This window comes from Pseudomonas sp. HP_12, assembly GCF_055283955.1.
Map to the genome: position 1 here is coordinate 117033 of NZ_JBTOQG010000061.1, position 26604 is coordinate 143636.

Consider the following 26604-nt stretch of genomic DNA (forward strand, 5'->3'; position numbering starts at 1 on the left):
GGGTGGGACTGCGTGAAGACCAGCAGATCGGGCACGCGCTTGCAGTGGAAATAGCAAACTGGTTGTGGGCTGACGAAAGCAGATTCCGTCGCGGTCCGACGGCGCAGCCCTCACCGAAGCGGACCGATTCGCGTCGCGCGAATGAATCCGGCTTCGTTGATACCTGTGATTTGAAAGCAGTCAGGCGGGCGGCTGGGTTTCCAGCATCGATGGCCGCTGACTGACTTCGTAATACCAGATCGCCAATCGCGGGTAGCTGCTGCGCCAGCCCAGATTTGGCTGGCGGAAATCCAGATAACCCAGCGCACAGGCCACGCTGATCGACGCAACGTCGAAATGCGTACTCAGTTCAGTGACGGCTTCGGCTTCGAAGTAGGCCAGCGTGCGAGCGATTTTCTCTTGCTGGGCGTCAAGCCATTCCGCCCAGTGTTTCTCCTCGGGCCGCAGGAAGGTCTCGTAACGGATGAGCAGCGCAGCGTCCATCAGGGCATCGGCCAGTGACGCGAGCGTCAATCGCCGCCAGCGCGCCGAGCCTTCTTTGGGAATGAGAGGGTTGCCGACGTGCTGTTGATCCAGGTATTCGAGAATGACCCGGCTGTCATGGATCACGTTGTCGTCGGCCAGGCACAGCGCCGGAATCTTCCCGCACGGATTGTCGCGGCAGACTTCGGCGTCGGGGCTGACGGGGGTGAGCGCAACCGCTTTGAGACTGACCCGGCTTGCCTGTCCGGTTTCATGAAGCAGGATCAGCACCTTGCGCGCGAAGGGTGAAGCGGCGTTGTAATGGAGCGTCATGCTGGGCGCAGACATGGATATTCCTCTGATCGAACTGGCCCTCCAGACTAGTGAGGGCACGGACGCTGTGCAATATCCCGATGAGATGCCGGGCCGATTTGCAACGGCCCGGACCTGAATGTCAGACAGTAGGGACCCCGTCTGCCGAGTCTGCCGATGCCGTTCCGGATTGCGCCGAAGGTGTGCCGGTCAACAGCGGCTTGGCGACAAACCAGATGATCGTGGCGGCGACGAGATCGAAAGCGGCCAGGGCCACAAACAGCGGGCTGTAGCCAACCTTGGTGACCATGATCCCGAGCACCAGCGTGAACAGCGCCGCGCCCAGAAACCCGAACATGCCACCCAGGCCAGTTGCCGTACCCACTTCGTTCTTGCCGAAGGAGTCCGACGTGATGGCGTACAAGGCGCCCGACAGCGTCTGGTGCGCAAAACCGCCAGCGCACAGCAGCGCGATGGCGACATAAGGGCTGTCCACCAGACCGATGCAGCCAGGGCCGATCATGCACAGCGAACCGAACACCATCACCATCTTGCGCGACGTCAGCAGCGAGACGTTGAAGTGCTTGTAAAAGAACGGGCTCAGGTAACCGCCCAACACGCAGCCAATGTCGGCGGCGAGAAACGGCAGCCAGGCAAACATCGCGATTTCCTTGATGTTCATGTGGCGTTCGGTCATCAGGTACAGCGGAATCCACGCGTTGAACGTCTGCCAGGCCGGCTCCGACAGCATGCGTGCCGAAGCGATTGCGTAGAAATTGCGGGTGCCGACGATCTTCTTCCAGCTGGCGTGCTTGGTCGGCGCGTCCTTCAGGTGGGATTCCTGACCGGCAAGAATGTAATCGCGCTCCTCATCGCCCAGCAGACGCTGATTGCGCGGGTGCTTGTAGAAGAACAGCCAGCCTGCGCTCCACAGCAGACCCAGCCCGCCGACGATGACGAACGCGATCTGCCAGCCGCTGTGCAGGATCGCCCAGACCACAAGGGGAGGGGCCAGCAACGCGCCGATCGACGAACCGATGTTGAACCAGCCGATGGCGACCGAGCGCTCTTTGGCCGGAAACCATTCAGTGGTCGCTTTGATCGCCGCAGGAAAACCCGCCGCTTCAGTGATGCCCAGCAAGCTGCGCAGGAACGCCAGACTCTGCCAGCCGGTGGCCATGGCCGCCGATGCGCACGCCACCGACCAGGCAATGGCGAAAACCGCGAAGCCGATTTTGGTCCCGATGGCGTCGATCACGTAGCCAGCAACCGGCTGCATGAAGGCATAGCCCATCTGCCACGCGATGACGACGTGCGAGTACTGTTCGGTGGAAATGTTCAGCTCGCTCATCATGGTGGGAGCGGCGACGGAGAGGGTGTTGCGCGCGAGGTAGTTGACGATCAGCCCGCCGGTTATCAGCGCGACCATCCACCAACGGATGCCTTTGATTTTCATCGAGTCCACTCTGGGTATTGTTTTTATTTAGCGGCGATCGTTATACGTCGTCGTATGACTGGATTTAGTCAAACGCACGTTTTGTTGTCAATTGAAATACCCGTAAATCGCCATTGTATTTCTTTATGTAACTGGATTGTCACCGGCTGCGCTGGGTTTTGGGGTGATCGATTGCCTATGGAGGCGTGAGATTCGGAGGCAGAACGCGGGCCTGCTGGATGTGTAAATGGCGGGAGGTTATGTGATGACCAGGATGGCGGAACGTGCTTGCCCCGCGCGAGGAGGCGCGTGGGACAAGCCAGTTGGTGGGTGAGGCGATGCGATTCGCTACTTTGGCTCGTCGTCACGCCACAAGTTGTCGCCCAGTAATCCCAACCCTACATAGAGCAGGCCTTCGAGCAATATTTCATAATCAAGAAACTGCTCATCTTCAATTGCTTCCGCTCTCACGACCCAAGGGACAACGTAAGCAAACCAAAAGACGATGATGGCGAGGCCAAGCACCCACTGATAGCGCCATCGTCTTGTGACTCGACAGGCGCTCCAGATGGCAGCCGCGACGATGACTAACGAGATATAAAACGCCATCTAGCCATCACCGTTGTTTTTAAGCAGCAATGCTGACGAGGACCTCTGAGGGCCAATACCTCCCGCAACTTGTGCGTCGATACTGACTATTACATCACCGACGTGGTAGGTCGGAATTCCTTGTTTGGCCTTCCCTCCTGAGAACATGCCCGCCATCCCTCCTACTATCGGACCGAACACCTCTGTAACAGCTTTGCCGCTCAGCGAGGATATGGCGCCACCCACTCTCACTCGTTGATCATTTAATAGATCGGCAGTATTCCGGCTCAGGCGATTAGACACCGCAAGCACCATCCGGCAAGGCCGCCCCTGTGCAAGCATTCGCTCGTAGGTTTCTTCAATCAACCGGATGACCTCAAAATGACCCTTGGTTATTTCCGGTAGGTTGATCGTTCTCAACGATGCGGCATCGTCCGGCTGCACGGTGAAGTGAATAAGCGTAAACACGACACCGTAATGGCCGACATGTTGGGTACGTTCGAAGTCCATGACATGTCCCTCGCTCAGCAATATTGCTTATTGCCGATCCTGTCCCATCCGCCTGTTACGCTGCCGGCCGCGCTCCCGTCGTTTCTGTTTTGCAGGGTGTAGGTCGAGCGGATACGGCCGTAGTTGAGCTGGATGAGTTCGGTGGGAATGCCGTCGTTGGCGAGTTGGTTGTATTCGGCGATGATCACTTCTTCGAGAATGATTTCGTAGAACTTCATTTTGTCGCCCCCTGCACGGTGTACGGAAAGCTTCACTTCCTTGAAGTGCTCTCCGGCGCAGTTGGCTGCCATCAGTTTGCAGCTCGACTTGTCGAGCATCTTGGTCAGCGTCAGGTTGCTGAGCGTGGTACGCCCGGAAGTTGCGCCGCCAGCCGTGCTGGCTGTAACGGACGCGCTCTGGTAGGTGCCGAACGAATATCCGGTGATTTCAATCCAGTCTTTGCACTGCTCATCCAGTGCTTCGCCAGCAATGCCTTCAATCTTCAAAAATGCGTCGAGCGCCATTGTGGGTCTTCCCGATGGATAGTGTGGATGCCCTGCCAGGGCGGAATATCGATTATCGGGAGGGTGACTCGCAGGGGAGGCCAGCCTGGGAGTCGGAGCGTGTAGGACGCTTAGTGTTGTTGCGAGGGAAGTTTCTTACGGACTTGTTCGACTTATAACCAAGGGAGGCCAGGCAGGATGCGATGTTTTACTGCGGATGCGCGCGCCCCTGCCATCGTCAAAGCAAACCGGTTCATTGGGTACGGTTCGATGTCAATCATGCAGAAGCGGGGTTCGGTGGATCAAACCCGCTTGCGCGCCATCAATCCTTTGCAGCTGTACCAGGTCGGAATGGCCATGCCCACCCAGGCGAGTACATCCCACGCACCGTCGCCGAGCAGTGCGGCGAACAGGCCGACTGCGGTCAGCAGGGCGATCCAGCCGGGCGTGCCGAATGTCTTCCAGAACGCCGAATGCTTCTTGTGCCGGGTCATGCGACTTCTGCCTCGACTGCGACGTTCTTGGCCGCAGCGACTGTGGCGCGACGTCGGACCCACCACAGATACAAGCCACTGCCGAGGACGATGATCGTCAGTACATCCAGTGCAGCCCACAGGATTTTCATCGGCATGCCGCCGTAGTCGCCGAAGTGCAGCGGTTGCGACAGCAGCAGGGCGTCCATGTACCACGGGCGTCCCAGTGTTGCGGTGACGTGCAGGTCCTGAGCGTCGATCAGGACAGGGGTCAGCAGGTGGGACGTCAGGTGCGTGTCGCCTTTCATGAACACGGCGTAGTGATGCTCGCTGGAAAAGCGCGAGCCGGGAAAGGCAATGAAGCTCGGCTCGGCGCCGGGGACAGTGGCTTTGGAAATGTCGATCAATCGGGTCGCCGGTGCGCGTTCGGCCAGGGGTGGGGCGTCCTTGTACGGCGCGATCATGGTCATCAGCGCGTCGGTGCGCCATTGCGCGATCACCAGATCGGCGCAGGCGTTGAGCACGCCGGTCAAGCCGACGACCATGGCCCAGGTCAGCGTGACGACGCCGATCAGGTTGTGCAGATCAAGCCAACGCACTCGCTTCGATTTATTCGGGCGCACCGTGGCGAAATCCAGTCGGCGCATGAAGGGCGCATACAACACGACGCCGGACACGATCGCCATGACAAACAGCAGTCCCATGAACGCCAGCAACAGCTTGCCCGGCAGCCCAGCGTACATGTCCACGTGCAGGCGCAGCATGATCATCATGAAACCGCCATTGGCGCTCGGCGTTTCCATCGCCTCGCCGGTGCGCGCGTCGAGCATGAAACTGTGGGATTCGTTCGGGTCGCCGCCGGCAGTCTTGCCCATGATGGCGTAGACGCCGTTGGGGTCATCGTCGTCCCAGCCGAAATACTGCATCACGTCGCCGGGGCGATGGGCCTCGGCTGAGCGGACCAGTTGTTCAAGGTCCAGATGCGGGGTGCCGGCGGGCATTTCCTTGAATTCCGGCGCGTCGCCCGTCAGGTGAGCGATCTCGTGACTGAAGATCAGCGGCAAGCCAGTGATCGCCAGCATCAGCAGGAATGCCGTACAGATCAGGCTGGTCCACGTGTGGATGAAAGACCAGCGGCGGATGGTTTGGCTTTTCATGTGGAAATCCGGAGTCAGCGAAAGCAACAAAGGCCGCTGTGTGGGAGCGGCCCTTGTTTCAGGTAATGAGAGTTTAAACGATTACCATTTGTAGTTCACGCTGGCAACCACGCTTCGTTGGTCTCCGTAGTAGCAATAAAAGCTGTCACAGGTGGAAATGTAGTCTTTGTCGAAAAGGTTGGTGGCTTTGACAGCAACGGTCGTGCCCTTGAGCGTGTTGACCAGTCGTCCAAGGTCGTAATGTACAGCGGCGTCGAACACCGTGTAGGCGTCAGCCTTGCCAAGCCATGTATTGCCCTGATCACCATAGGTGTTACCGGTGTAGCGCACTCCGCCGCCAATACCGAAACCGTCCAGCGCGCCCTCATGCCATGTGTAGTCCGTCCATAGCGAGGCTTGTTGGTTAGGCATCAGTTGAAGGCGGTTTCCCTTGAAGTCACCTTTTTGCACATCGGACTTGGCAAGCGTGTAAGCGGCAATCAATTTCAAATTGTCGGTAAGGTCGGAGACTGCCTCCAGCTCTAAGCCTTTCACCTTCACCTCTCCCGTCTGACTTGTGATCGAGACCCCACTACTGTTGGTAGTTGTGACTGCGACGTTCTTCTGTGTCAGATCGTAGATCGCAGCGCTTAGTAGCGTATTGCTGCCTGGAGGTTGGTACTTGATACCCAGTTCCCATTGCTTTCCTTCCGTAGGTTTGAACGAGTCAGTCGGCGAAGCGGTGGCGTTGCTGGTGGGTTGAAAGGACTCGGCATAAGACAGGTACGGTACAAAACCGGAGTCGAACACATAACTGATTGCCGCATTCCCGCTGAAGGCTTTGTCACGCTCGGTGTTGGTTGCATCGTCTTTATTGAAGAACTTCGTGCCAGTGTGAACCCAGTCTTCACGTCCACCGAGGGTAAGACGCCAATGGTCGAGAGCCATCTGGTCCTGAATATAGACGCCTGTCTGAACGGTTTTCTGATCGTAGTCGTAAAACGCAGAGGAACGAGGCGGGCGGGTGATGGGTAATCCATACACAGGGTTGTTTACATTGATGCCCGGCGCACTACCAAAGATCGAGGTGTAGTTGGTGTTGCTGCGCTGCTGATCCAAGCCAATCAGCAAGGTGTGAGCTACGTCTCCGGTAGTGAAATCACCTTGCAAGTTGTTGTCCACGGCGAACTGGGAGATGTCCTCATCCGTACTGGTGGTAGTACGTGATCCCAGATTGCCTAGGTCATCAACTTGGGTAAACGGGTAGGAGCCCGGGGTGATGGACTGGAATGACAGATCTGATTTTGTGTAGCGTAGATTTTGGCGAAACTGCCATGTGTCATTGAAGCGATGCTCTAATGCATAACCTAGCGCGTAAAACGTGCGGTCGTAGTACTCCCAGTCAGGATCTCCCAAGTTCTTATGGTGGGAAATATCGCCGAAGGGCATGCTGATTTTCGTACCCTGAATAGGACGGAACTGGCTGGTGATGCCCGTATCGTCACGCGTGAACTGGCTGAGGAATGTCAGCTTGGTGTCCGGGTCGATGTTCCATGTAAGGCTTGGGGCGATGTTATAGCGCTTGTTGTCGATGTGATCGATCTGGGTTCCGCTGTCTCGGACTACACCGCTTAAGCTGTAAAGAAACTGACCATCATCGTCAATTTTGCCCGTGGTCGCGAAATCGATCTGGCGATGGTTGTCACTGCCATACTGAACCTCTACCTCATGGCTGGCTTCGGCTTGGGGACGGCGGCTAACCATATCCAGCAGACCGCCAGGTGGAGTCTGGCCGTACACCGACGACGCTGGGCCCCTTAACAAAGCAACGCGATCCAGATTCCAGGTATCGAGTTTGGGATTGGCGTACACGCCTTTTGCTATGGGCAGACCGTCGAGGAATTGAGTCGGCTCGAAACCGCGCACGCGCAGCCAGTCGGCGCGAGTGTCACTGCCGAAACTGCTGGAAACAATGCCTGGCATGTACTTCACAGCATCATCAAGATTTTGCACGCCGCGATCCTGCATCTGCTGCCGGGTCGCGACCGAAATCGAGCGCGGTGCTTCGACCAGTGCAGTATCGGTTTTGGTGCCCGCTGCGGTGCGACTGGCGGCGTATCCCTGCGCCGGCCCCCACGCGCTTTCGAAACTTTCCTGACTGCCTTGAATGCTGGTCGCCGGTAACGCCATCGCACCTTCAGGCGCAGCCATCAGCGTGTAGGTCCCTGCCGTGGTCAGATTCAATTGCAAGCCGGTGCCACGCAGCGCCTGGCCCATCGCGCCTGATGCGTCGAATTGACCCTGAACCGGCGCCGACGTGTGGCCCGCGGCCAGTGCCGGATCCAGCGACAGGGCCAGGCCTGCCTGACTGGCGATCTGCGTCAGCGTCGTGGACAACGGCGCGGCCGGCAGATCGTAGGCGCGAACGCTGGAAGCCTGGGAAGCGGCCATCAGCGGCGCACTGAGCATCGGTGCGGCAATGGCGACGGCGATAGCCAGCAGACTCGGTCGCAGGAGGGTTTGAAGCGTGCGGGACATGAACGGCACCTCGATGGAAATGGTTCTCAATGCCTATGTGCCGGACGAGATCTGGAAAGTGATAGGGCCGGGCGAAAATAATTTGCGCAGGCGCTAAGTAGGTCGTGATCAATGACCTTGGGTGAAAGTTACCCTTTGCCAGACAGCGGCGCTTTCGCGCATCAAATATGGTCCATGTGGGAGCGAGCTTGCTCGCGAAGACGGTGTTTCAGCTACGGAAGATTTAGCGGATGTACTGACTTCTTCGCGAGCAAGCTCACTCCCACAAGTTCTGTGGCCAGGCGATCGCATGCATCCACGAGGGCACCCGAATTACAGCGCAGTCGCCGGCTTCTTCTCGCTGCCGACCACCGTCACCCACCACTGCGTCCGCGCCTCGATCTGCACCGGCAGCGTGGGCGTCAGTGCCTTGAGCGCCAGGTCGGTGTTGGTCAGCGGAAAGCTGCCGGTAATGCGCAAGTCGGCGACGTCCTTCGCCACGCCGAGATGGCCCTGACGATAACGGGCAAGCTCCGCGACCACGTCTCCCAGGCGGGCGTTGTCGACCACCAGCATGCCGCGCATCCAGGCGCCGGTGCCGGGCGCAAGGGCGAGCATGGGACCGAGGCTGTTGCGATGAATCAACATCTGCTGCCCTTCGTGCAGCACCAGTTCGTGGCTGGAAGCCTGCGGATGAGCGGCGACGGCTGACTGCAGCACGCTCAACAGCGTGCCGTCAGTCTGCCGTTTGACCAGAAACTGCGTGCCCAGGGCGCGCATCTGTCCTTCGGGGGTTTCGACGATGAACGGACGCATGTCGTTGTGGCTCCCGGTTTCCACAAAGATTTCGCCTTCCTGAAGCACGATCCGTCGCTGTGTGGCGTCGAATCGCACGTCCAGCGCGGTGTGAGTGTTGAGCCGGATCAGGGTGTTATCCGACAGGCGAATGGTGCGCTGCTCGCCGGTGGCGGTGCGCAGATCCGCCAGCCAGTAATCCACCGGCAGCAGTCGATTTCCCAGAAAAACCGTCAAGCCCAGCGCCAGCGCGACCCCTGCCACCCCGCGGCCCAGCTTGCGCAACCGCAAGCCCATGCCATCACGGGAACGCAAAAGCGCTGAACGTGCCGGGCCAGTGGTCCCGGCGAAACGCTGATCGACCATGCCCAACTGCATCCAGGCGCGGGCATGTTCGTCGCTGGCGGCGTACCACTTGGCGAACTCTTCGCGCTCGACCTCACTGCCCCGGCCGCAGTCCAGGCACAGTTGCCAGGCGATGGCGGCGTCCAGCACATGGGACGAAACAGGTCGGGTGGACAGGCGGCTCATGTTGGCTCGCCATACAGCGCGATGTAGCACTGGCGCAAACCCTGGGCCAGGTACTGACGCACGCGGGGCACCGAGACGCCGAGCTTCGTGGCGATCTCCGCGTGGGGCATGCCGTCCAGGCGGTTGTACAAAAAGGCGGCGCGCGCCTTGCTGGACAGCTTGCCCAACAGGCGATCAATGGCTTTGAGGTCTTCGAGAATCAGCTGCTGTTCTTCAAGCGAAGGTTGTTCGCCTTCGGGAATCAGCATCAGCTCGTCCAGATACGCTTGTTCCAGCGCGGCCCGACGGAAGTGGTCGAACAACAAGCCCTTCGCGATCGAAACCAGAAAGGCTCTGGGCTCGCGGGGTTCAAGCATTTGCTCGCGGCCCAGCAAGCGAATGAACGTGTCCTGGCTAAGGTCTTCGGCGCGATGGGGGCAGGCCACGTTGCGTCTTAGCCAGCCCAGCAGCCAGCCGCGATGGTCGCGATAGAGCGTTCCGACGAGCTGCTGCTGGGGACTTTGAAGTGACGACACAAGCGCACCGAGGAGAACAAAGGGGCTAACGAGAATTGTTCGCGATTGTGTCAGAGCCGCCCAATGCTGGCAATTGGTCCTTGTAGGAAGAAGCCGAACGGTTGATGTACGAATCGACCATTGGATTTGTGAGGCGAGACGGGATCCAGAGGAGAAACGCTAAAACGAATGCGATTGCTGCTGCCGTCGCCATTTCGCCACGCCTTGCTCCAGCTGTGCCGGGGTTTCGATCCCTTGTCGCTTGGCGTGACTGAACAGGATCATCGCGAGTTCGGCGGTTACCAGGGCATCGGCGCTGGCGTGATGGCGCTCTTCGGCGTGGAGCCCGAAGAATCGAGTCCAGTCGTCCAGGCCTGCCTGCCGCAGATTCGCGTTCGGGCAAACGAAAGGCGCGATGTGAGCGACGTCAATAAAAGGGTGCAGCAGGCGATAGTCGAGGCTTTCCTTTAATGCGCGGCCCAGCATGTGCTCGTCGAACGCCGCATGGAACGCCAGCAGCGGGCTGTCGCCCACGAACGCCATGAAATCCAGCAGTGCGTCCACCGGCTCGCTCCCTGCGGCGATCGCGCTGGGCCCCAGCCCGTGAATCAACACGCTCGGGCTGAGTTTGTGATCGCTGCGCATCAGCGTGCGCTCGAATTGCTGCCCCAGATCGATCGCACCGTCTTCGATGACCACTGCGCCGATCGACAGCACCTCGTCCCGCTGCAGATTCAGCCCACTGGTTTCAAGATCCACCACCACCCAGCGTTGCTGGCGCAGCGTGTTCTGATCCAACGCGCCCGGGCCGGGCAGGGCGCGCAGGCGCTGTTGCTGCTCTGGCGTCAGCTCAGGGGCAACGGCGCGTTTGGATGGCCTGAGCCAGCGGAACAAATTCATGATCAGTCGCTTACAGTTGGTAGCGCACGGTGAGGCTGGTCTGCAGCCGCTGCGCCTGACGGAACGACTCACGCAGAATGCGTCGGTCCAGATGATTGAGCACATCCGGGTCGATGCGATTGGAGTACGACAGGTTTTGCCGGTTCTGCTGCTGATGCTGCTGCATACGGGTTTGCTGAATGAAGTGGTAGGCCTCTTCATACGCCGCACCATCCAGCGGGTCGATAACCTCTTTGGCCACCAGCTGACGCAGCCTTTCCAGGGTGTTGCAGGCCTCGACGCCGTTGGCCAGCGCCAGCAATCTCGCCCCGTCGACGAATGGCGTCAGGCCTTGGGTTTTCAGATCCAGCGTATCTTTTTCACTGCCCTTGCGGGCGACCACGAAATCCTTGAAGCGGCCCACCGGCGGCCGTTGACGCAGGGCGTTGTCGGCCATCATGCGCTGGAACAACGCGTTGTCTGCCACCTGGGCAAGAATGCTCTGCCGCAATTGATCGCCCCCGCTTTCATCGCCCCAGACCACGCGTAGATCGAAATAGATGGAAGACGACAGCAGGTTCTCCGGCGTGGCTTCGCGGATGAACGAGCCGAAGCGCCGCGCCCACTCGATGCGCGACAAGCACAGCTGCGGATTGCTCGCCATGATCCCGCCCTTGCACATCGCGAATCCGCATACGGCCAGGCTTTGATTGATCCGCTCGGCGAGGGGCAGCAACCGGCCGCGAATCTCGGCGGCCTCGGCGGCGTCCCTGGCTTCGAACAGAATGCCGTTGTCCTGATCGGTGTACAGCGTCTGCTCGCGCCGACCCTCGCTGCCGAAACACAACCAGCTGAAAGCTATGCCCGGATCGCCTTTGTCTTCCAGCGAAAGTTCGATGACGCGACAGACCATGTGGTCGTTGAGCAGCGTGATGATCTGAGTGATCTGCGTGGACGAGGCACCGTGGGCGAGCATTCGGTCCACCAGTTGAACGATGTCGCCGCGCAGGTTGGCCAGCGAATCGATGCGCGGCGCGCTGCGGATGGTGCGCGCCAGATGCACCAGGTCCACGCGCTGCAGCGAGAACAGGTCGCGCTCGGAGACCACGCCGCACAGGCGCTGATCCTTGACCAGACAGACGTGGGCGATATGCCGCTGGGTCATGGCAATGGCGGCATCAAAGGCGCTGGCGTCCGGGCTCAGGTAGAACGGCGCCTGAATCATGCTGCGTTCGATGGGCGCGCCGAAGTCGGCGTCGATGTTTGCGACGACCTGGCGCAGATCGCGCAGCGTGAAAATCCCCAGCGGCGCCTTGGCCTCGTCCACGATGACAATACTGCCGACCTGCTGCTCGTCCATCTGCCGCACGGCCTCCCGCAGCGGCGTGTCGGGGGAGCATGTCACCGGATGACGCATCGCCAGTTCACCCAGTCGCGTATTCAGTGAGTATTGCGTGCCGAGTGTTTCCACCGCCTTCTGCTTTACTTGCTGATTCACCTGATCGAGCAGGCTGCTGACACCGCGCAGAGCGAAGTCGCGGAACTCATTCGAGAGCTCGAACAGCTTGATGAAGGCTTGCTTGTTCAGCTGCAGGCAGAAGGTGTCTTCGGCCGCCAGATGCTCGGTTCGCGTGGCGCGTTCGCCGAGCAGCGCAGCGAGGGGAAAGCACTCGCCGGTGGTGATTTCGAACGTGGTCTCGGTGCCGCCTTTTGCCGAATGGGGGCGCTCGCCTACTACGCGGCCTTGTTTGACGATGTAAAAATGTTCTACTGGCCCATCGCTAGGCTTGATGATGCTCTCGTCTGTAGCGTAGAAACGCAGGTGACACTGTTCCACAAGGTAGGCCAGGTGGGCGTTTTCCATCTGGTTGAAGGGCGGGAATTTTTGCAGGAACTGCATCGTGCCGTGGATGTTCTGCAGAACGGCTGTTTTGCCTGCCTGGGTAAAAGCGTCCGCTTTGCTCATGACCGATACCGCTTGTTTTTATTGACCCATGGTCGACCGCTTATCGGGCAGTGCCCATTGGACGTAAGTCTTAGGTGACTGTGAAGGCGTTGAATCGCATCGAACCAAGGTGTAATACCGCAGCGATGCAGTTAGCGCGAGGCTCAAGGGCCCGGCATGAAGCCGACAGGATGTGCAGCGTATCTATCGCTTGCGCTGTCAGAATTGGAGTCGACAGGAAGATGAGACGGGTATGTTCGATCACAGTATTTTGAGTGATGAAGAGCGCGAAGCCCTCAATGAGGTGATGCTCGCGCCTGCGTCCCAATCGCCACAACGGGTGTTGATCGTCGATGACGACAAGGATGCTCGGGAAGTTCTGGCCGAAATTCTCAGTCTCAATGACATCAGCTGCATCACCGCCGCCGGCGGCACCAGCGCCATGCACTTGCTGCAGACCCGGCCGTCCATTGCGCTGCTGATCACCGATCTGCGCATGGCGCCGTGCGACGGGCTGGATCTGATCCGTCGGGTTCGCGAATCGGACCGTGCGGAGTTGCCGATCATTATCGTGTCCGGCGACGCCAACGTACGCGACGCCATCGATGCCATGCACCTGAGCGTGGTGGATTTTCTGCTCAAGCCGATCAACACCAAGCAGCTGTTGCGACTGGTGAAGCGGGAACTGGAAATGGCCTGATAACGCCGCCTTCGGGCTGCGTTGAAGCAATGAAAGTTGTGCAATAAAAAAGGCGGTGTCCATTTACGTGGACACCGCCTTTTTGTTTGGGCGCTGATTACGCCCCGTGTTTCGCCTTGAACTCCCGACGGCGACGATGCAGCACCGGCTCGGTGTAGCCATTGGGCTGCCGCGTGCCTTCGATCACCAGCTCAACCGCTGCCTGAAACGCGATGTTGCTGTCGAAGTCCGGCGCGAGCGGGCGATACAGCGCATCGCCTGCGTTCTGACGGTCCACTACTGGCGCCATGCGCTTCAGACTTTCCAGCACCTGCTGCTCGCTGACCACGCCGTGGCGCAGCCAGTTGGCGATGTGCTGGCTGGAAATCCGCAGCGTGGCACGGTCCTCCATCAGGCCGATGTCGTTGATGTCCGGCACCTTCGAGCAGCCGACGCCCTGATCGATCCAGCGCACCACATACCCGAGGATGCCCTGTGAGTTGTTGTCCAGCTCGTTCTGAATCTCTTCCGCCGTCCAGTCGATGTTCGGTGCCAGCGGGATGGTCAAAATGTCGTCGACCGAGGCCGGCGCGCGTTGGGCGAGTTCAGCCTGACGCGCGAACACATCGACCTTGTGGTAGTGCAACGCGTGCAGCGCAGCGGCAGTGGGCGATGGCACCCACGCAGTGTTGGCGCCGGCCAGTGGATGGGCGATTTTCTGTTCGAGCATCGCGGCCATCAAGTCAGGCATCGCCCACATCCCTTTGCCGATCTGCGCGCGCCCTTGCAGGCCGCATTTCAAACCGATATCGACGTTGGAATTTTCATACGCGCCGATCCACTTTTCCGCTTTCATCTGCGCCTTGCGTACAACAGGCCCTGCTTCCATGGACGTGTGGATCTCGTCGCCGGTGCGGTCCAGGAAACCCGTGTTGATGAACACAACACGTTCGCTCGCCGCCTGAATGCAGGCCTTGAGGTTGATCGTGGTGCGACGCTCTTCGTCCATGATCCCGACTTTAAGCGTGTTGCGCGGCAGGTTCAGCACCGCTTCGATGCGCCCGAACAATTCGTTGGTGAACGCCACTTCTTCAGGGCCGTGCATCTTCGGTTTGACGATGTACATCGAGCCCGTGCGGCTGTTGGCGCGGGAGGTATTGCCCTTGAGGTTGTGAATGGCCGCGAGGCTGGTCAGCAGGCCGTCGAGAATGCCCTCCGGCACTTCGTTGCCCTGATTGTCGAGGATCGCATCAATGGTCATCAGGTGGCCGACGTTGCGCACGAACAACAGCGAGCGGCCATGCAGCGTGACGGGTTCGCCGGTGGGCGAGGTGTAGACGCGGTCGGCGTTCATCGTACGGGTAAAACTTGTGCCGCCTTTGGAGACTTCTTCGGACAGATCGCCCTTCATCAGCCCCAGCCAGTTGCGGTACACCACGACCTTGTCGTCGGCGTCGACGGCAGCGATGGAGTCTTCGCAGTCCATGATGGTGGTCAGCGCCGCTTCCATCAGCACGTCTTTGACACCGGCCGGGTCGGTCTGGCCGACCGGGCTCGCCGCGTCGATCTGGAGTTCAAAGTGCAGGCCGTTATGCTTGAACAGCAGCGCGGTCGGCGCCGATGCGTCGCCCTGAAAACCGATCAGTTGGGCATCATCGTGCAGGCCGGTGTTACTGCCGCCCTTGAGGCTGACGATCAACATGCCATCGACCAGCTTGTAGCCGGTGGAGTCGACGTGGGAGCCCGCCGCCAGAGGAGCCGCTTCGTCCAGAAACGCTCGGGCGAAGGCGATGACTTTGTCGCCGCGGACCCGGTTGTAGGTTTTGCCCTTTTCCGCGCCGCCGGCTTCGCTGATGGCGTCGGTGCCGTATAGCGCGTCATACAGCGAGCCCCAGCGGGCATTCGAGGCATTGAGCGCGAAACGCGCGTTCATTACCGGCACCACCAACTGCGGGCCGGCCATGCGGGCGATTTCTTCGTCGACGTTTTGCGTGGAGATCTGGAAGTCCGCCGCTTCTGGCAGCAGATAGCCGATCTCCAGCAGGAACGCCTTGTAGGCGGCTGCGTCGTGGGCGTTGCCGGCATTGGACTGATGCCAGGCGTCGATACGCGCCTGGAATTCGTCTCGTTTGGCGAGCAGGGCTTTGTTCTTGGGTGCGAGCTCGTGGATGAGCGCATCGGCACCGGCCCAGAATGCAGCGGCGTCGAGGCCGGTTCCGGGAATGGCTTCGTTGTTCACAAAATCCAGCAGGACGTTGGCGACCCGCAGGCCACCGACTTGAACGTGTTCAGTCATTGCTTGCCTCACTCTGCTCAGCTATCTGCGCTTCAATCATGAGCGCTTTCTTGTTAAAGCCATCGACGTCGCTGCGTGCCCTTCCAGAACATGCCGTTGCGGGCGGCTGGGCGGGGCGGCGGGCACCTGAGATGAAGCGCTTAAACAGGTTTTGGCCTTGCAGGAACATCGGATCAGGCCTGGATTCGACATCTATGTAGTGAACGCGAAGCGATACTACATGATGAGTTGCGGCATTAAAATCAGACTGAATGTGCATCGAGCGACCGGACTTGGGCATTCGGTCACGCGGCGGTGTCGGATGTTCTCAAAGAACGTGCAGATTGTTCCAGATAATTATCAAGATCGTACACAAAAATTCGTGAAACGGTGACGGCACTGCGCGCCGGGCAGACGTGCCTATACTTCCCCCACAACCCATGGGGCGTGGTATTAAACAGGCCTCACTCGCTGCGGATAAAAGGAGTCGTTTGTGGATCATCTTATCGTCACGGTGTCTGCGCCAGACAAGCCAGGCGTGGTCGAGCAGCTCGCGGCCTGCATTGCCGATCACGGTGGCAATTGGCTGGAAAGCCGTATGTCACACATGGCCGGGCAGTTCGCCGGGATCCTGCGGGTCAGCGCACCGGTCGACGCGCATCAGCCCCTGCGCAGCGCGCTGGAAGGGCTTTCGGCAAAAGGCATCCGCGTCCTGTTCGCCGAAGTCCTTCCGGAATCCTTGCCGGAGTGGAGGCACATCACCATGGATCTGGTGGGCAATGATCGATCCGGGATCGTGCGCGACGTCACTCGCGTGCTGACCGAGCAAGGCGTCAACCTGGAGCATCTGGTGACCAGCGTCGAGCCAGCACCCATGAGCAGCGAAACGCTGTTTCGCGCCCATGCCGAGTTGGGATTGCCGATGGATCTTTCACTGGATGTGCTGCAGCAGCGGCTGGAAACCCTGGCGGATGACCTGATGGTGGAATTACATCTGCCCACAGACGAGTAATTGATGTCACCGCTGCAGGCTCCGGTTTTGGCGGGCCTGCTGCGATTCCTCTTGCCTGCTCAGGCCTGGGCGCGTTTGCGTAGCGAGCGCCAGGCGTCAACGCTGTAAATGATCAACCCGGCCCAGATGAAGGCGAAGGTCACCAAGGTGGCCGAGGGCATGTGTTCGTCGTACAGCACAACCGCCAATGCGAGCACTAGAGTTGGCGCGATGTACTGCAAAAAGCCCAGTGTCGCGTAGGGCAAATGCCTGGCTGCAGCGTTGAAACACACCAGCGGCACGAGGGTCACCGGTCCGGCCGCCGCCAGCCATAGCGCTTGCGATGTGGTCCAGAACGCCGGCTGTGCGCTGTGGGCCAGCGGGTTGAACATCAGCCAGCCCACGGCCAGCGGCACCAGAATCCAGGTCTCCACCACCAGCCCGGGCAACGCCGCCACCGGCGCTTTTTTGCGAATCAGGCCGTAGAACCCAAAGGTGAATGCCAGCGCGAGCGACACCCACGGCAGACTGCCCACTTGCCAGACCTGCTGAAGCACGCCGATCAACGCCAGCATCACCGCTACCCATTGCAATGGGCGCAATCTTTCCCGCAGCAGCACCATGCCGAGCATCACGTTGATCAGCGGGTTGATGAAGTAACCCAGGCTGGCTTCGACCATGTGGTTGTTGTTCACGGCCCAGACGTAGATCAGCCAGTTGGCGGCGATCAGCGTACCGCTGCAGGCGAGAATGGCGAGGCGTTTGGGATTATCCCGTAGCTCTTGCCACCAGCCGGGATGCTTCCAGACCAGCAGCAGAAGCGAGCCGAAGATGGCCGACCAGATCGCCCGATTGACGATGATTTCCAGCGAGGGAACGCTGGCAAGCACCTTGAAGTAGATCGGAAACAGTCCCCAGATGATGTAGGCGCTCAGGCCCAGAATGTACCCGCGACGCGGGTTGGCAGCTTGCATGAGTGGTCCTTCGGCAAGTTTCTTGTTGTGGTGTCTTGCAGGGTGTTCAGCGTTTTCAGAACAGCTTCAGCGGCTCTTCGTTCAGCGCGGCCAACTGCTCGCGTAGCGCCAGCACCTGGTCGCCCCAATAGCGTTCGGTGCCGAACCAGGAAAAGCTGTGTGGGAACGCCGGATCATCCCAACGACGGGCCAACCAGGCGCTGTAATGCAACAGGCGCAGCGCGCGCAGCGGTTCGATGAGTGCCAGCTCACGGGGATCGAAGTCGTGAAACTCGTTGTAGCCGTCCATCAATTCCGACAACTGACTCAGACAATCCTGACGATCACCCGCGAGCATCATCCAGACATCCTGCACCGCCGGGCCCATGCGGCAGTCGTCGAGGTCGACGATGTGGAAGATGTCGTCGCGGGTCATCATGTTGCCGGGGTGGCAATCGCCGTGCATGCGGATGTTCTGATGGGGCGTGGCGGCGTAGACGTCTTCCACGCGCTTGAGCAGGTCTTTGGCAACGGATTCATAGGCCGGCAGCAGGCTGCGGGGAATCACGTTGTTGTCCAGCAGGTAGTTCAGCGAGTTGTGGCCGAAGTTCTGCACGCCAAGGGCTTCGCGGTGCTGGAACGGGCGCGTGGCGCCGACAGCGTGAATGCGCCCGAGCAACTGGCCGAGACGGTACAGCTGATCAAGGTTGCCGGGCTCTGGCGCGCGGCCGCCACGACGGGGGAAGAGGGTGAAACGAAAACCGGCGTGCTCGAACAAGGTCTCGCCGTTGTGCACGAGGGGCGCGACGACCGGGATTTCGACGTCGGCGAGCTCGGCGGTGAAGCTGTGCTCTTCGAGAATGGCGTCGTTGGTCCAGCGATCGGGCCGGTAGAACTTGGCAATCAGCGGCTGCTGTTCATCGATGCCGACCTGATAGACGCGGTTCTCGTAGCTGTTGAGCGCGAGAATACGGGCGTCGGTGACAAAGCCGATGCTCTCGACGGCGTCCAGCACCAGGTCAGGTGTAAGTGTTGCGAACGGGTGGGCCATGCTAACTCCTGCGCGCAGCAGGCTGCCGCGTCGGGCCAGTCATGGTAACTCAGGCGTGTTACACCTGACACAGTGGCAAGCTCACTTCCGCAACTGCGATGCGGATTGGAAGGCTGCATCAACAGACGACCGCGATCGTTGTGGGAGATATGCCGGCGACCAAACGCCGCGCTGTCGCGCAGCAAACACCGTCCATGTGGGAGTCGAGCTTGCTCGCGAAGAGGCCAGGACACCCGCTGCATCTTTAGCGCCTGAATCGCCGTCTTCGTGAGCAAGCTCACTCCCACAGAGGCTGTGTTTGCAGCGAGATAGCGCCTCGCCTGGACAACGGGAGATCTCCCAAAAATTAGGCGCCGATCACGCCGCCATCCTCCCGCGTGATCACCATCACCGAGGACCTCGGCTTGCCGTTTGGCAGATGCTCGGGGAAGGTCGAGCCGCCGTTTTCGCCAGGGTGCTGAATGCCGACGAACAGCGCTTTCTGGTCGGGCGCGAAGCTGATGCCGGTCACTTCACACCCCACCGGCCCGACCATGAATCGGCGGATCTCGCCGCTGGCCGGGTCAGTGCACAGCATCTGGTTATTGCCCATGCCGGCGAAGTCGCCCGCATTGGTGGCGTCGCCATCCGTCAGAATCCACAGCCGCCCGGCAGCATCGAAACCCAGGCCATCCGGGCTGTTGAACATGTTCTGCGGATTGATATTGGTTGATCCGCCCTGGGGCGTTCCTGCATGCACACCTGGGTTGCCGGCGACGACGAACAAGTCCCATGCGAAATCCATGGCGGCTGCATCTGACCCGGTTTCCTGCCAGCGCAGAATCTGCCCGTACTGGTTTTTCGCCCGGGGATTTGGCCCGCCCACTGGCTGCCCTTCATCGCCACGCTTGATGTTGTTGGTCAGCGTGCAATAGACCTGGCCGTCCTTGGGACTGACAACGATCCACTCAGGGCGGTCCATGCGCGTCGCTTTCACCTGGCTTGCCGCCAGGCGCGCATGGATCAGCACTTCGGCCTGATTGGCAAAACCGCTGGCCGCGTCGATGCCGTTCTTGCCGTGGCTCAACTCAATCCATTTGCCTTGGCCTTTCGGGTGATCGGGGTTGCTGTCGCCAGCGTCGAACTGCGCCACATACAGCGTGCCGTGGTCGAGGATGTCGCGGTTGGCCTTACGGTTCTTGTGGTCGACCTTGTCCCGGCTTATGAATTTGTAGATGAATTCGCCGCGCTCATCGTCGCCCATGTACACCACGACGCGGCCATCTTTGGTTTCGGTCAGCGCGGCGTTTTCGTGTTTGAAACGGCCCAGGGCGGTGCGTTTGACCGGCGTGGATTTCGGATCGAACGGATCGATCTCCACCACCCAGCCATGGCGATTGGGTTCGTTGGGGTTTTTCGCGACGTCGAAACGCGGGTCGTGCAGGTGCCAGTTCACTTCTTTGCTGGCGGACGTCACACCATAGCGTTTGGTTGCGGCGTCGAAGGTCTGTGCCGGATCGCTGCTGCCGAAGCAGTCGGTGAAGTTCTCTTCGCAGGTCAGATAGGTGCCCCACGGCGTCTTGCCGTTGGCGCAGTTCTGGAAGGTCCCGAGGACGTTCTTGCCGGTCTTGTCGGCGGCGGTTTTCAACCACTCATGGCCGGCTGCCGGGCCGCTCAGATGAATCGGCGTGTTGCCGTGGATGCGCCGGTTGTATTTAGAGCCCTGGACGAACGCCCATTGCTGACCTTCGCGTTTGACCTCGATCACCGAAACACCTTCGCTGGCCTGGGCCTTGTGCACGTCTTCGGCCGATTGCGGGTCTTTGCCGTGATCAAACAGGTATCGGTAATTGGTGTATTCGTTGTTGATCGCCATCAGCGCGCGGCTGGCGGTGTCCGGCGTGTCGCCGGGGAAGGTAAACAGACTCATGCCGTCATTGTTGTCGCCGAATTGCAGCTCCTGCATCTTCGCCGTGCCCTTGCCACTGGGGTCGAAGGCCGGGCCGTTGGTGTGCAGCGGCTGGCCCCAACTGATCAGGACCGAGGAACGATAGCCCGGCGGCAGGCTGATGCTGTCGGCGGTGGAGGAGGGGATGCTGTCGAAGCCGAGCAGCGTCCCGTTGGCAGCGCTGACACTGGCGGCCATGACGCTGCGGCTGAGCAGGTTGCCCCCGAGAAACATCGCCGCGCCGCACAGGGCGCCCGCGCTGATGAATCCGCGTCGGGTCAGGCCAACCATATTTTCGAGGTCGGTGGATTGGTTATCTTTTAATAGCGTCATCACGGGCTCCCTGCGGTTTAGGGCAAAACCCTATGCAGTGCTCATGACGTTATTGTGTCGGTCAAATGACGAGTCGGGCGTCGGTCTTGCGTGCAAGCGGCGCTTAAAGCGGCGTGCCGAGCAGAATGTTTGAGGGCGCAAATTGAACCTTGATCTCACCGCCGACCTTGAGCTGCAAGGCATGCAGCCGGTCCGCGTCGACCACCGCACAGAGAATCTGGTGGCTGGGAAGGACAATTCTGACTTCACTCGGGCCATCCTCGGCGTCGAGAATTTCCTCGATATTACCGGTGAGGCAATTGTGTCCGGTTGTTTCAGCCTGGTCAGGCGCTATTAACTCCAGCCAGCCGGCCTTGATCAGGGCGAACACATCCGTGCCGATCTCAAGGCCCAGTCGGAGCGTGCTGTCGTGGGTGATCTGCGCCTCGATCGACAAGCCGCCCGCGAGCTGCAACGTGATCATGTCGTTGCGGCCCTGAGCACGAACGCCGCTGACCTGACCATGCAGCTGATTCCGAGCGCTGGTTCGCAGCATCAAGCGGCTGAGCAGGGCGAGGTCGTCAGATTCCTCCGAGGTTTCCAGCAGCTGAGTCTGTAACGCCTGCAGGCGCTGATAAAGCCGCAGCACCCGCTCGCCTTCGGCCGACAATTTGGCGCCGCCACCCCCACGGCCGCCAACGCTGCGCTCGACCAGCGGTTTCTGCGCCAGATTGTTCAGCTCATCGATGGCGTCCCACGTCGCCTTGTAACTCAGACCGGCGCTTTTCGCCGCTCGGGTGATCGAGCCCTGCTCGGCAATGTGCTGCAACAGCGCAATGCGATGCGGGCGACGGACCATGTGCTGGGTGAGGGAAGGCGGTAGTGACATAGGGGTCGGATGCGCTGGAAGTGATGACGCCGGAGTGTAAGCCAAAACGGCTTGCTCCCGAATGCTGCGGATTCCCTGATCTCCTGGCTGGCTAGTCCCCGGGCTTCGGCGTTCTTGCCAGGCAATACACATCCACCGATCTGGCGCCGGCCTTGATCAACAGTGCTGCCAGCGCATTCGCCGTCGAGCCGGTGGTGAGGACGTCATCGATCAGTGCAAGGTGCTTGCCGATAATCGGCGTGGCGTCCCTCAGCGAAAAGGCAGACGCCAGATTGCGCTTTCTGGCTTTTGCATCCAGACCCTGCTGCGAAGGTGTTTCTTTCACGCGGCGAATAACGCGCTCATCGACGGGTAAGTCCAACCGCGCGCCGAGCCAGTTCGCCAACATCGCCGCTTGATTGAAGCCTCGCTGGCGCAGCCGTTTTTTGGCGAGCGGCACCGGGATAAGACAATCGGGTCGGCGCATGCCATCGTTGAAGCGATGCTGCAGGGTCTCGCCCAACAGCTCCGCCAGCAGTCGGCCGAGCGGCCATTTCCGCTGATGCTTGAAGCGTGTGACCAGCGCGTCGATCGGGAAGTCGTAAAGCCACGGAGCGACGACGTCATTAAAGGCGGGAGGATGGCGATTGCAGGCGCCGCAGGTCAGGCCGGACATCGGCATGGGCAGCGCGCAACGGTCGCACTGGTCAATCAGCCACGGGAGTTCGCGCTCGCAGGGCATGCAGATCGGGGTACTTGAATCAGTCGCTTCATCGCACAACAGACACGTCTGTTCGTTTTTTAACCAGATGTAAACCTGGTGCCCGTTATGTGGTTGACAGCGCATGTCGCTTCCTTAAATATGCCGAACATCCGTGTTGCGCCTGTGGGCTTTCCGGTTTTGCCGCTGGGCAAAGCCGCCCGGGTCATCGTCCAGAAAACATCAAGGAGCCGCCCATGAGCGCCAGCATCAATGCCAACCTGCGTCACGACTGGAATCTAGCCGAGGTCAAGGCGCTGTTCACACAGCCATTCAATGACCTGCTGTTTCAGGCGCAAACCGTGCACCGCGCTCACTTCGACGCCAACCGCGTGCAAGTCTCGACCCTGCTGTCGATCAAAACCGGCGCCTGCCCGGAAGACTGCAAGTACTGCCCGCAATCGGGCCACTACAACACCGGTCTGGAAAAAGAAAAGCTGATGCAGGTCCAGCAAGTGCTGGAAGAAGCCGCACGCGCCAAGGCGATTGGTTCGACCCGTTTCTGCATGGGCGCGGCGTGGAAACATCCGTCGGCCAAAGACATGCCCTACGTGCTGGAGATGGTCAAAGGCGTCAAGGCCATGGGCCTGGAAACCTGCATGACCCTTGGCAAGCTGGACCAGGACCAGACCCAGGCGCTGGCTGACGCTGGCCTCGATTACTACAACCACAACCTCGACACGTCGCCGGATTTCTACACCAGCATCATCACCACCCGTACCTACAGCGAGCGCCTGCAGACGCTGGCGTACGTGCGTGATTCGGGAATGAAGATCTGCTCCGGCGGCATCCTGGGCATGGGTGAATCCCTGGACGACCGCGCCAATCTGCTGATCCAGTTGGCCAACCTGCCAGAGCATCCGGAATCCGTGCCCATCAACATGCTGGTGAAAGTGGCCGGCACCCCGCTGGAAAACGCCGAGGATATCGACCCGTTCGATTTCATCCGCATGCTGGCCGTCGCGCGCATCCTGATGCCGCAATCCCACGTGCGCCTGTCCGCAGGCCGCGAAGCCATGAATGACCAGATGCAGGCCCTGGCGTTCTTCGCCGGCGCCAACTCGATCTTCTACGGCGACAAACTGCTGACCACCGCCAACCCGCAATCCGACAAGGACATGCAGCTGTTCTCGCGTCTGGGCATTCAGCCCGAAGCGCGCGAAGAGCACTCGGACGAGGTGCATCAGGCAGCCATCGAACAAGCGCTGATCGAGCAGAAAAGCAGCGAGCTGTTTTACGACGCGGCTGTTTGATGCGCCTTCGATCCTCCGGTCGGAGTGCAACACACTGTGGGAGTGAGCTTGCTCACGAATGCGTCAGGTAAGGCGGCATCCATGCTGAATGTGCCGTCCTATTCGCGAGCAAGCTCACTCCCACAGGTCTACGTCCGAGCGGGAGATAACGGCGTAGTCATAAATCCGCTCACGAGGCCCGCATGTCTTTTGATCTGAACGCACGTCTCGCTGCCCGTCGTGCCGAGCACCTTTATCGTCAGCGGCCCTTGCTGCAAAGCCCGCAGGGCCCTGAAGTCATTGTCGACGGCAAGCCGCTGCTGGCGTTCTGCAACAACGATTACATGGGCCTGGCCAATCACCCCGAGGTCATCGCGGCCTGGCAGGCCGGCGCCGAACGTTGGGGCGTAGGCGGTGGTGCCTCGCATTTGGTGATCGGCCACAGCACGCCCCATCATGCGCTCGAAGAAGCCCTCGCCGAGTTCACCGGTCGGCCCCGCGCGCTGTTGTTTTCTAATGGTTACATGGCCAACCTCGGCACCGTTACTGCGTTGGTGGGCCAGGGTGACACCGTGCTGGAAGACCGCCTCAATCATGCTTCGTTGCTCGACGCCGGCCTGCTTAGCGGCGCCCGTTTCGCCCGCTACCTGCACAACGATTGCGACAGCCTCGCCAGCCGGTTGGACAAAGCGGTGGGCGACACGCTGGTAGTCACCGACGGTGTGTTCAGCATGGACGGCGACGTCGCTGACCTCCCCGCGCTGGCCAAGGCGGCGAAAGCCAAAAACGCATGGCTGATGGTCGACGATGCACACGGCTTTGGCCCGCTGGGTGCAAACGGTGCGGGTATCGTCGAGCACTTCGGCCTTGGCATCGATGACGTCCCGGTGCTGATCGGCACGCTGGGTAAGTCCTTCGGCACCGCGGGCGCGTTCGTTGCGGGCAGCGAAGAGTTGATCGAGACGCTGATCCAGTTCGCCCGCCCCTACATCTACACCACCAGCCAGCCGCCGGCGCTGGCGTGCGCGACCCTGAAAAGCCTCGAACTGCTGCGCACTGAACACTGGCGGCGTGAGCACCTGGCGGCACTGATCAAACAGTTTCGCGCCGGCGCTGAAGCCCTTGGCCTTGAGCTGATGGACAGTTTCACGCCCATCCAGCCGATCCTGATCGGCGACAGCGGTCGCGCGTTGCGGCTGTCGCAGTTGCTGCGAGAGCGCGGCGTGATGGTCACCGCCATTCGACCGCCGACGGTGCCTGCGGGCAGTGCGCGTTTGCGCGTGACATTGTCGGCAGCCCACAGCGAAGCGCAGGTGCAGCTATTGTTGCAGGCACTGGAGCAGTGTTATCCGCTGCTGGGCGTAGACGAATCTTCGGAGCTGGACCATGCGTGATCAGTTGATCCTGTTGCCGGGCTGGGGCCTTGGCGTCTCGCCCCTTGAACCGCTGGCGGCAGCGCTGCGAGGGCTCGACGAACATTTGCGGGTGGTGATCGAGCCGTTGCCTGACATGGACACCGACAACCTCGACGACTGGCTCGATGAACTGGATTCGACATTGCCCGACAACGTCTGGCTGGGCGGTTGGTCGCTGGGCGGCATGCTGGCCACCGAACTGGCCGCGCGCAGGGGCGAGCGCTGCTGTGGTCTGGCGACGTTCGCCAGCAACGTCTGCTTTGTGGCCCGCAGCGAGTGGCCCAACGCGATGCCGCAAACTGATTTCGACGCCTTTATCGCCGGTTGCAAAGCCGATCTGGACGGAACGCTCAAGCGTTTCAGTCTTTTGTGCGTGCAAGGCGCCGAAGAGCCACGGGCGCTGTCGAGACAGTTAAAAGCCTGCGCGCCCCACGGCACCAGCGCCGGCTTGATCGAAGGCCTGAAGCTGCTCGAGCAAATGGACACGCGCAAAGCGCTGCAAGCGTTTCGCGGCCCTCAATTGCACCTGTTTGGTGGCCTTGATGCGTTGGTGCCGGCAGAAGCATCGGCGGATGTTCTGACCTTCCAGCCTGACATCGAAGTCGGCGTGATCGAGCAGGCCAGTCACGCTTTCATTCTGGAAAACCCGCACGGCGTCGCCGCTGCAGTTCATGCGTTTTTACACGAGTCCGGTGATGACTGATCTTTCCCATTGCGCGGTGCTGAAGGCCGTGAAACAGCAACAGGTTAATGGGCAACAGGCACTACCTGACAAGCGTCAGGTGGCGGCGTCCTTCTCGAAGGCCGCGACCAGCTACGACAGCGTGGCCGATTTGCAGCGCGCCGTCGGCATCGAGCTGATGACACGGCTGCCGGCTCAGATGCCGAAGACAGCGCCATCCCGGTGGCTGGACCTGGGCAGCGGAACAGGGTGTTTCAGCCGCGCGCTGGCGCAGCAGTTTCCCCAAAGCGAAGGGGTTGCGCTGGACCTCGCCGAAGGCATGCTGCGTTATGCACGGCCATTGGGTGGCGCGGTTCATTACGTGGCTGGCGACGCCGAGAACCTGCCGCTGCGCGACGCGAGCGTTGACCTGATGTTCTCCAGCCTGGCGGTGCAATGGTGCCCGGATTTCTCCGCGGTGCTGAGCGAAGCGCGTCGCGTGCTCAAACCGGGTGGCGTATTCGCCTTCGCCAGCCTCTGCGTCGGGACGTTGTCCGAACTACGCGACAGCTGGCAGGCGGTGGATGGCATGGTCCACGTCAATCGCTTCCGCGAGCGCGACGATTATCAACGACTCTGCACTGCCAGCGGTTTGAACGTGCGCAGCCTCGAAGTCTTGCCCCACGTGTTGCACTATCCCGACGTGCGCAGCCTGACCCATGAACTCAAGGCACTGGGCGCGCACAACATCAATCCGGGTCGTCCGGGAGGCCTGACTGGCCGTGCGCGAATCCAGGCGTTGATGGAGGCGTACGAAAGGTTTCGTCAGAAAGACGGCCTGCCCGCCACGTATCAGGTGGTGTACGGCATTCTGGCGAAATCCGGCATTGATTAAAGAATGATCTATTTAGTCGGCGTCTG

Annotated in this window: 25 protein-coding genes; 6 read left to right on the forward strand and 19 right to left on the reverse strand. The window is 60.3% G+C overall.

Annotation, left to right across the window (positions count from 1 at the left end):
* Positions 1-180 precede the first annotated feature (180 nt).
* From ACYASU_RS25525 to ACYASU_RS25580, 12 genes are all read right to left on the reverse strand, one after another.
* On the reverse strand, positions 181-810 hold the full coding sequence (locus ACYASU_RS25525) for a glutathione S-transferase family protein (RefSeq protein ID WP_463584467.1): 630 nt from the start codon (positions 808-810) through the stop codon (positions 181-183).
* Between the two features lie 106 nt (positions 811-916).
* The gene (locus ACYASU_RS25530; RefSeq protein WP_282368314.1) at positions 917-2230 is read right to left on the reverse strand and encodes an MFS transporter; all 1314 of its coding nucleotides are present in this window, start codon (positions 2228-2230) and stop codon (positions 917-919) included.
* Positions 2231-2557: 327 nt separating this feature from the next.
* Positions 2558-2818 (reverse strand): hypothetical protein, encoded by a 261-nt coding sequence (locus ACYASU_RS25535; RefSeq protein WP_463584468.1) that lies wholly within the window; start codon positions 2816-2818, stop codon positions 2558-2560.
* Positions 2819-3307, reverse strand: a complete 489-nt coding sequence (locus tag ACYASU_RS25540; RefSeq protein ID WP_192173156.1) for a hypothetical protein — start codon at positions 3305-3307, stop codon at positions 2819-2821.
* 14 nt (positions 3308-3321) lie between these two features.
* On the reverse strand, positions 3322-3810 hold the full coding sequence (locus ACYASU_RS25545; RefSeq protein ID WP_282368310.1) for an Hcp family type VI secretion system effector: 489 nt from the start codon (positions 3808-3810) through the stop codon (positions 3322-3324).
* Positions 3811-4091: 281 nt separating this feature from the next.
* A complete protein-coding gene (locus ACYASU_RS25550) occupies positions 4092-4283 on the reverse strand; it encodes a hypothetical protein (RefSeq protein WP_074886829.1) in 192 nt (63 codons plus the stop codon).
* A complete protein-coding gene (locus ACYASU_RS25555) occupies positions 4280-5419 on the reverse strand; it encodes a PepSY-associated TM helix domain-containing protein (RefSeq protein WP_463584469.1) in 1140 nt (379 codons plus the stop codon). Before ACYASU_RS25555 ends, ACYASU_RS25550 begins: the two co-directional genes overlap by 4 nt.
* Positions 5420-5500: 81 nt before the next feature.
* Positions 5501-7936: a TonB-dependent siderophore receptor gene (locus ACYASU_RS25560; RefSeq protein ID WP_463584470.1), complete on the reverse strand. Its 2436-nt coding sequence runs from the start codon at positions 7934-7936 to the stop codon at positions 5501-5503.
* Positions 7937-8248: 312 nt separating this feature from the next.
* The gene (locus ACYASU_RS25565; RefSeq protein ID WP_463584471.1) at positions 8249-9241 is read right to left on the reverse strand and encodes a FecR family protein; all 993 of its coding nucleotides are present in this window, start codon (positions 9239-9241) and stop codon (positions 8249-8251) included.
* Positions 9238-9756, reverse strand: coding sequence for an RNA polymerase sigma factor (locus tag ACYASU_RS25570; protein ID WP_463584472.1), 519 nt, complete (start codon positions 9754-9756; stop codon positions 9238-9240). Before ACYASU_RS25570 ends, ACYASU_RS25565 begins: the two co-directional genes overlap by 4 nt.
* Positions 9757-9915: 159 nt before the next feature.
* Positions 9916-10635 (reverse strand): 3'-5' exonuclease, encoded by a 720-nt coding sequence (locus ACYASU_RS25575; RefSeq protein ID WP_463584473.1) that lies wholly within the window; start codon positions 10633-10635, stop codon positions 9916-9918.
* Positions 10636-10645: 10 nt separating this feature from the next.
* Positions 10646-12580, reverse strand: a complete 1935-nt coding sequence (locus ACYASU_RS25580) for a putative nucleotidyltransferase substrate binding domain-containing protein (RefSeq protein ID WP_463584474.1) — start codon at positions 12578-12580, stop codon at positions 10646-10648.
* A 232-nt stretch (positions 12581-12812) separates the two neighbouring features.
* Between ACYASU_RS25580 and ACYASU_RS25585 the strand changes: the two genes are divergently transcribed.
* Positions 12813-13259, forward strand: a complete 447-nt coding sequence (locus tag ACYASU_RS25585) for a response regulator (protein WP_163022123.1) — start codon at positions 12813-12815, stop codon at positions 13257-13259.
* 97 nt (positions 13260-13356) lie between these two features.
* Here the strand turns inward: ACYASU_RS25585 and ACYASU_RS25590 are convergent, their stop codons facing one another.
* On the reverse strand, positions 13357-15534 hold the full coding sequence (locus ACYASU_RS25590) for a malate synthase G (RefSeq protein WP_463584475.1): 2178 nt from the start codon (positions 15532-15534) through the stop codon (positions 13357-13359).
* Entirely contained in the window at positions 15527-15814 is a 288-nt protein-coding gene (locus ACYASU_RS25595; protein ID WP_463584476.1) for a hypothetical protein, read from the reverse strand. The genes ACYASU_RS25590 and ACYASU_RS25595 overlap by 8 nt, the downstream gene beginning before the upstream one ends.
* A gap of 192 nt (positions 15815-16006) precedes the next feature.
* On the opposite strand from ACYASU_RS25595, the gene ACYASU_RS25600 reads away from it, so the two are divergent.
* The gene (locus ACYASU_RS25600) at positions 16007-16525 is read left to right on the forward strand and encodes a glycine cleavage system transcriptional repressor (RefSeq protein ID WP_463584477.1); all 519 of its coding nucleotides are present in this window, start codon (positions 16007-16009) and stop codon (positions 16523-16525) included.
* A 59-nt stretch (positions 16526-16584) separates the two neighbouring features.
* Here ACYASU_RS25600 and rarD read toward each other — a convergent pair whose 3' ends face one another.
* From rarD to ACYASU_RS25625, 5 genes are all read right to left on the reverse strand, one after another.
* The gene (gene rarD / locus ACYASU_RS25605) at positions 16585-17478 is read right to left on the reverse strand and encodes an EamA family transporter RarD (protein ID WP_463584478.1); all 894 of its coding nucleotides are present in this window, start codon (positions 17476-17478) and stop codon (positions 16585-16587) included.
* A 55-nt stretch (positions 17479-17533) separates the two neighbouring features.
* Positions 17534-18508, reverse strand: coding sequence for a serine/threonine protein kinase (locus tag ACYASU_RS25610; protein ID WP_463584479.1), 975 nt, complete (start codon positions 18506-18508; stop codon positions 17534-17536).
* Between the two features lie 346 nt (positions 18509-18854).
* Positions 18855-20768: a PhoX family protein gene (locus tag ACYASU_RS25615; RefSeq protein ID WP_463584480.1), complete on the reverse strand. Its 1914-nt coding sequence runs from the start codon at positions 20766-20768 to the stop codon at positions 18855-18857.
* A 103-nt stretch (positions 20769-20871) separates the two neighbouring features.
* Positions 20872-21636, reverse strand: coding sequence for a TOBE domain-containing protein (locus tag ACYASU_RS25620; RefSeq protein ID WP_463584481.1), 765 nt, complete (start codon positions 21634-21636; stop codon positions 20872-20874).
* Positions 21637-21727: 91 nt separating this feature from the next.
* Positions 21728-22462 (reverse strand): phosphoribosyltransferase family protein, encoded by a 735-nt coding sequence (locus tag ACYASU_RS25625; RefSeq protein ID WP_463584482.1) that lies wholly within the window; start codon positions 22460-22462, stop codon positions 21728-21730.
* Between the two features lie 110 nt (positions 22463-22572).
* Between ACYASU_RS25625 and bioB the strand changes: the two genes are divergently transcribed.
* The 4 genes from bioB (at position 22573) to bioC (ending at position 26578) form a co-directional block, all read left to right on the forward strand.
* Complete coding sequence (gene bioB / locus ACYASU_RS25630; protein WP_192173140.1) at positions 22573-23628, forward strand: biotin synthase BioB; 1056 nt, start codon at positions 22573-22575, stop codon at positions 23626-23628.
* Between the two features lie 182 nt (positions 23629-23810).
* The gene (gene bioF, locus ACYASU_RS25635; protein ID WP_463584483.1) at positions 23811-25001 is read left to right on the forward strand and encodes an 8-amino-7-oxononanoate synthase; all 1191 of its coding nucleotides are present in this window, start codon (positions 23811-23813) and stop codon (positions 24999-25001) included.
* Positions 24994-25725 (forward strand): alpha/beta fold hydrolase, encoded by a 732-nt coding sequence (locus ACYASU_RS25640; RefSeq protein WP_282368280.1) that lies wholly within the window; start codon positions 24994-24996, stop codon positions 25723-25725. Before bioF ends, ACYASU_RS25640 begins: the two co-directional genes overlap by 8 nt.
* On the forward strand, positions 25718-26578 hold the full coding sequence (bioC, locus tag ACYASU_RS25645; protein WP_463584484.1) for a malonyl-ACP O-methyltransferase BioC: 861 nt from the start codon (positions 25718-25720) through the stop codon (positions 26576-26578). The genes ACYASU_RS25640 and bioC overlap by 8 nt, the downstream gene beginning before the upstream one ends.
* Positions 26579-26604: the final 26 nt, after the last annotated feature.

Excerpts from the sequence above, each read along its gene's own strand:
- ACYASU_RS25565 (WP_463584471.1), bottom strand. The coding sequence starts at position 9,241 with ATGAGCCGCCTGTCCACCCGACCTGTTTCGTCCCATGTGCTGGACGCC.
- ACYASU_RS25575 (WP_463584473.1), bottom strand. The coding sequence starts at position 10,635 with ATGAATTTGTTCCGCTGGCTCAGGCCATCCAAACGCGCCGTTGCCCCT.
- ACYASU_RS25595 (WP_463584476.1), bottom strand. The coding sequence starts at position 15,814 with ATGCCCAAGTCCGGTCGCTCGATGCACATTCAGTCTGATTTTAATGCC.
- ACYASU_RS25540 (WP_192173156.1), bottom strand. The coding sequence starts at position 3,307 with ATGGACTTCGAACGTACCCAACATGTCGGCCATTACGGTGTCGTGTTT.
- ACYASU_RS25545 (WP_282368310.1), bottom strand. The coding sequence starts at position 3,810 with ATGGCGCTCGACGCATTTTTGAAGATTGAAGGCATTGCTGGCGAAGCA.
- bioB (WP_192173140.1), top strand. The coding sequence starts at position 22,573 with ATGAGCGCCAGCATCAATGCCAACCTGCGTCACGACTGGAATCTAGCC.
- rarD (WP_463584478.1), bottom strand. The coding sequence starts at position 17,478 with ATGCAAGCTGCCAACCCGCGTCGCGGGTACATTCTGGGCCTGAGCGCC.
- ACYASU_RS25585 (WP_163022123.1), top strand. The coding sequence starts at position 12,813 with ATGTTCGATCACAGTATTTTGAGTGATGAAGAGCGCGAAGCCCTCAAT.
- ACYASU_RS25525 (WP_463584467.1), bottom strand. The coding sequence starts at position 810 with ATGTCTGCGCCCAGCATGACGCTCCATTACAACGCCGCTTCACCCTTC.
- ACYASU_RS25580 (WP_463584474.1), bottom strand. The coding sequence starts at position 12,580 with ATGAGCAAAGCGGACGCTTTTACCCAGGCAGGCAAAACAGCCGTTCTG.
- ACYASU_RS25640 (WP_282368280.1), top strand. The coding sequence starts at position 24,994 with ATGCGTGATCAGTTGATCCTGTTGCCGGGCTGGGGCCTTGGCGTCTCG.
- ACYASU_RS25530 (WP_282368314.1), bottom strand. The coding sequence starts at position 2,230 with ATGAAAATCAAAGGCATCCGTTGGTGGATGGTCGCGCTGATAACCGGC.
- ACYASU_RS25620 (WP_463584481.1), bottom strand. The coding sequence starts at position 21,636 with ATGTCACTACCGCCTTCCCTCACCCAGCACATGGTCCGTCGCCCGCAT.
- ACYASU_RS25560 (WP_463584470.1), bottom strand. The coding sequence starts at position 7,936 with ATGTCCCGCACGCTTCAAACCCTCCTGCGACCGAGTCTGCTGGCTATC.
- ACYASU_RS25615 (WP_463584480.1), bottom strand. The coding sequence starts at position 20,768 with ATGACGCTATTAAAAGATAACCAATCCACCGACCTCGAAAATATGGTT.
- bioC (WP_463584484.1), top strand. The coding sequence starts at position 25,718 with ATGACTGATCTTTCCCATTGCGCGGTGCTGAAGGCCGTGAAACAGCAA.
- bioF (WP_463584483.1), top strand. The coding sequence starts at position 23,811 with ATGTCTTTTGATCTGAACGCACGTCTCGCTGCCCGTCGTGCCGAGCAC.
- ACYASU_RS25610 (WP_463584479.1), bottom strand. The coding sequence starts at position 18,508 with ATGGCCCACCCGTTCGCAACACTTACACCTGACCTGGTGCTGGACGCC.
- ACYASU_RS25590 (WP_463584475.1), bottom strand. The coding sequence starts at position 15,534 with ATGACTGAACACGTTCAAGTCGGTGGCCTGCGGGTCGCCAACGTCCTG.
- ACYASU_RS25555 (WP_463584469.1), bottom strand. The coding sequence starts at position 5,419 with ATGAAAAGCCAAACCATCCGCCGCTGGTCTTTCATCCACACGTGGACC.
- ACYASU_RS25535 (WP_463584468.1), bottom strand. The coding sequence starts at position 2,818 with ATGGCGTTTTATATCTCGTTAGTCATCGTCGCGGCTGCCATCTGGAGC.
- ACYASU_RS25625 (WP_463584482.1), bottom strand. The coding sequence starts at position 22,462 with ATGCGCTGTCAACCACATAACGGGCACCAGGTTTACATCTGGTTAAAA.
- ACYASU_RS25550 (WP_074886829.1), bottom strand. The coding sequence starts at position 4,283 with ATGACCCGGCACAAGAAGCATTCGGCGTTCTGGAAGACATTCGGCACG.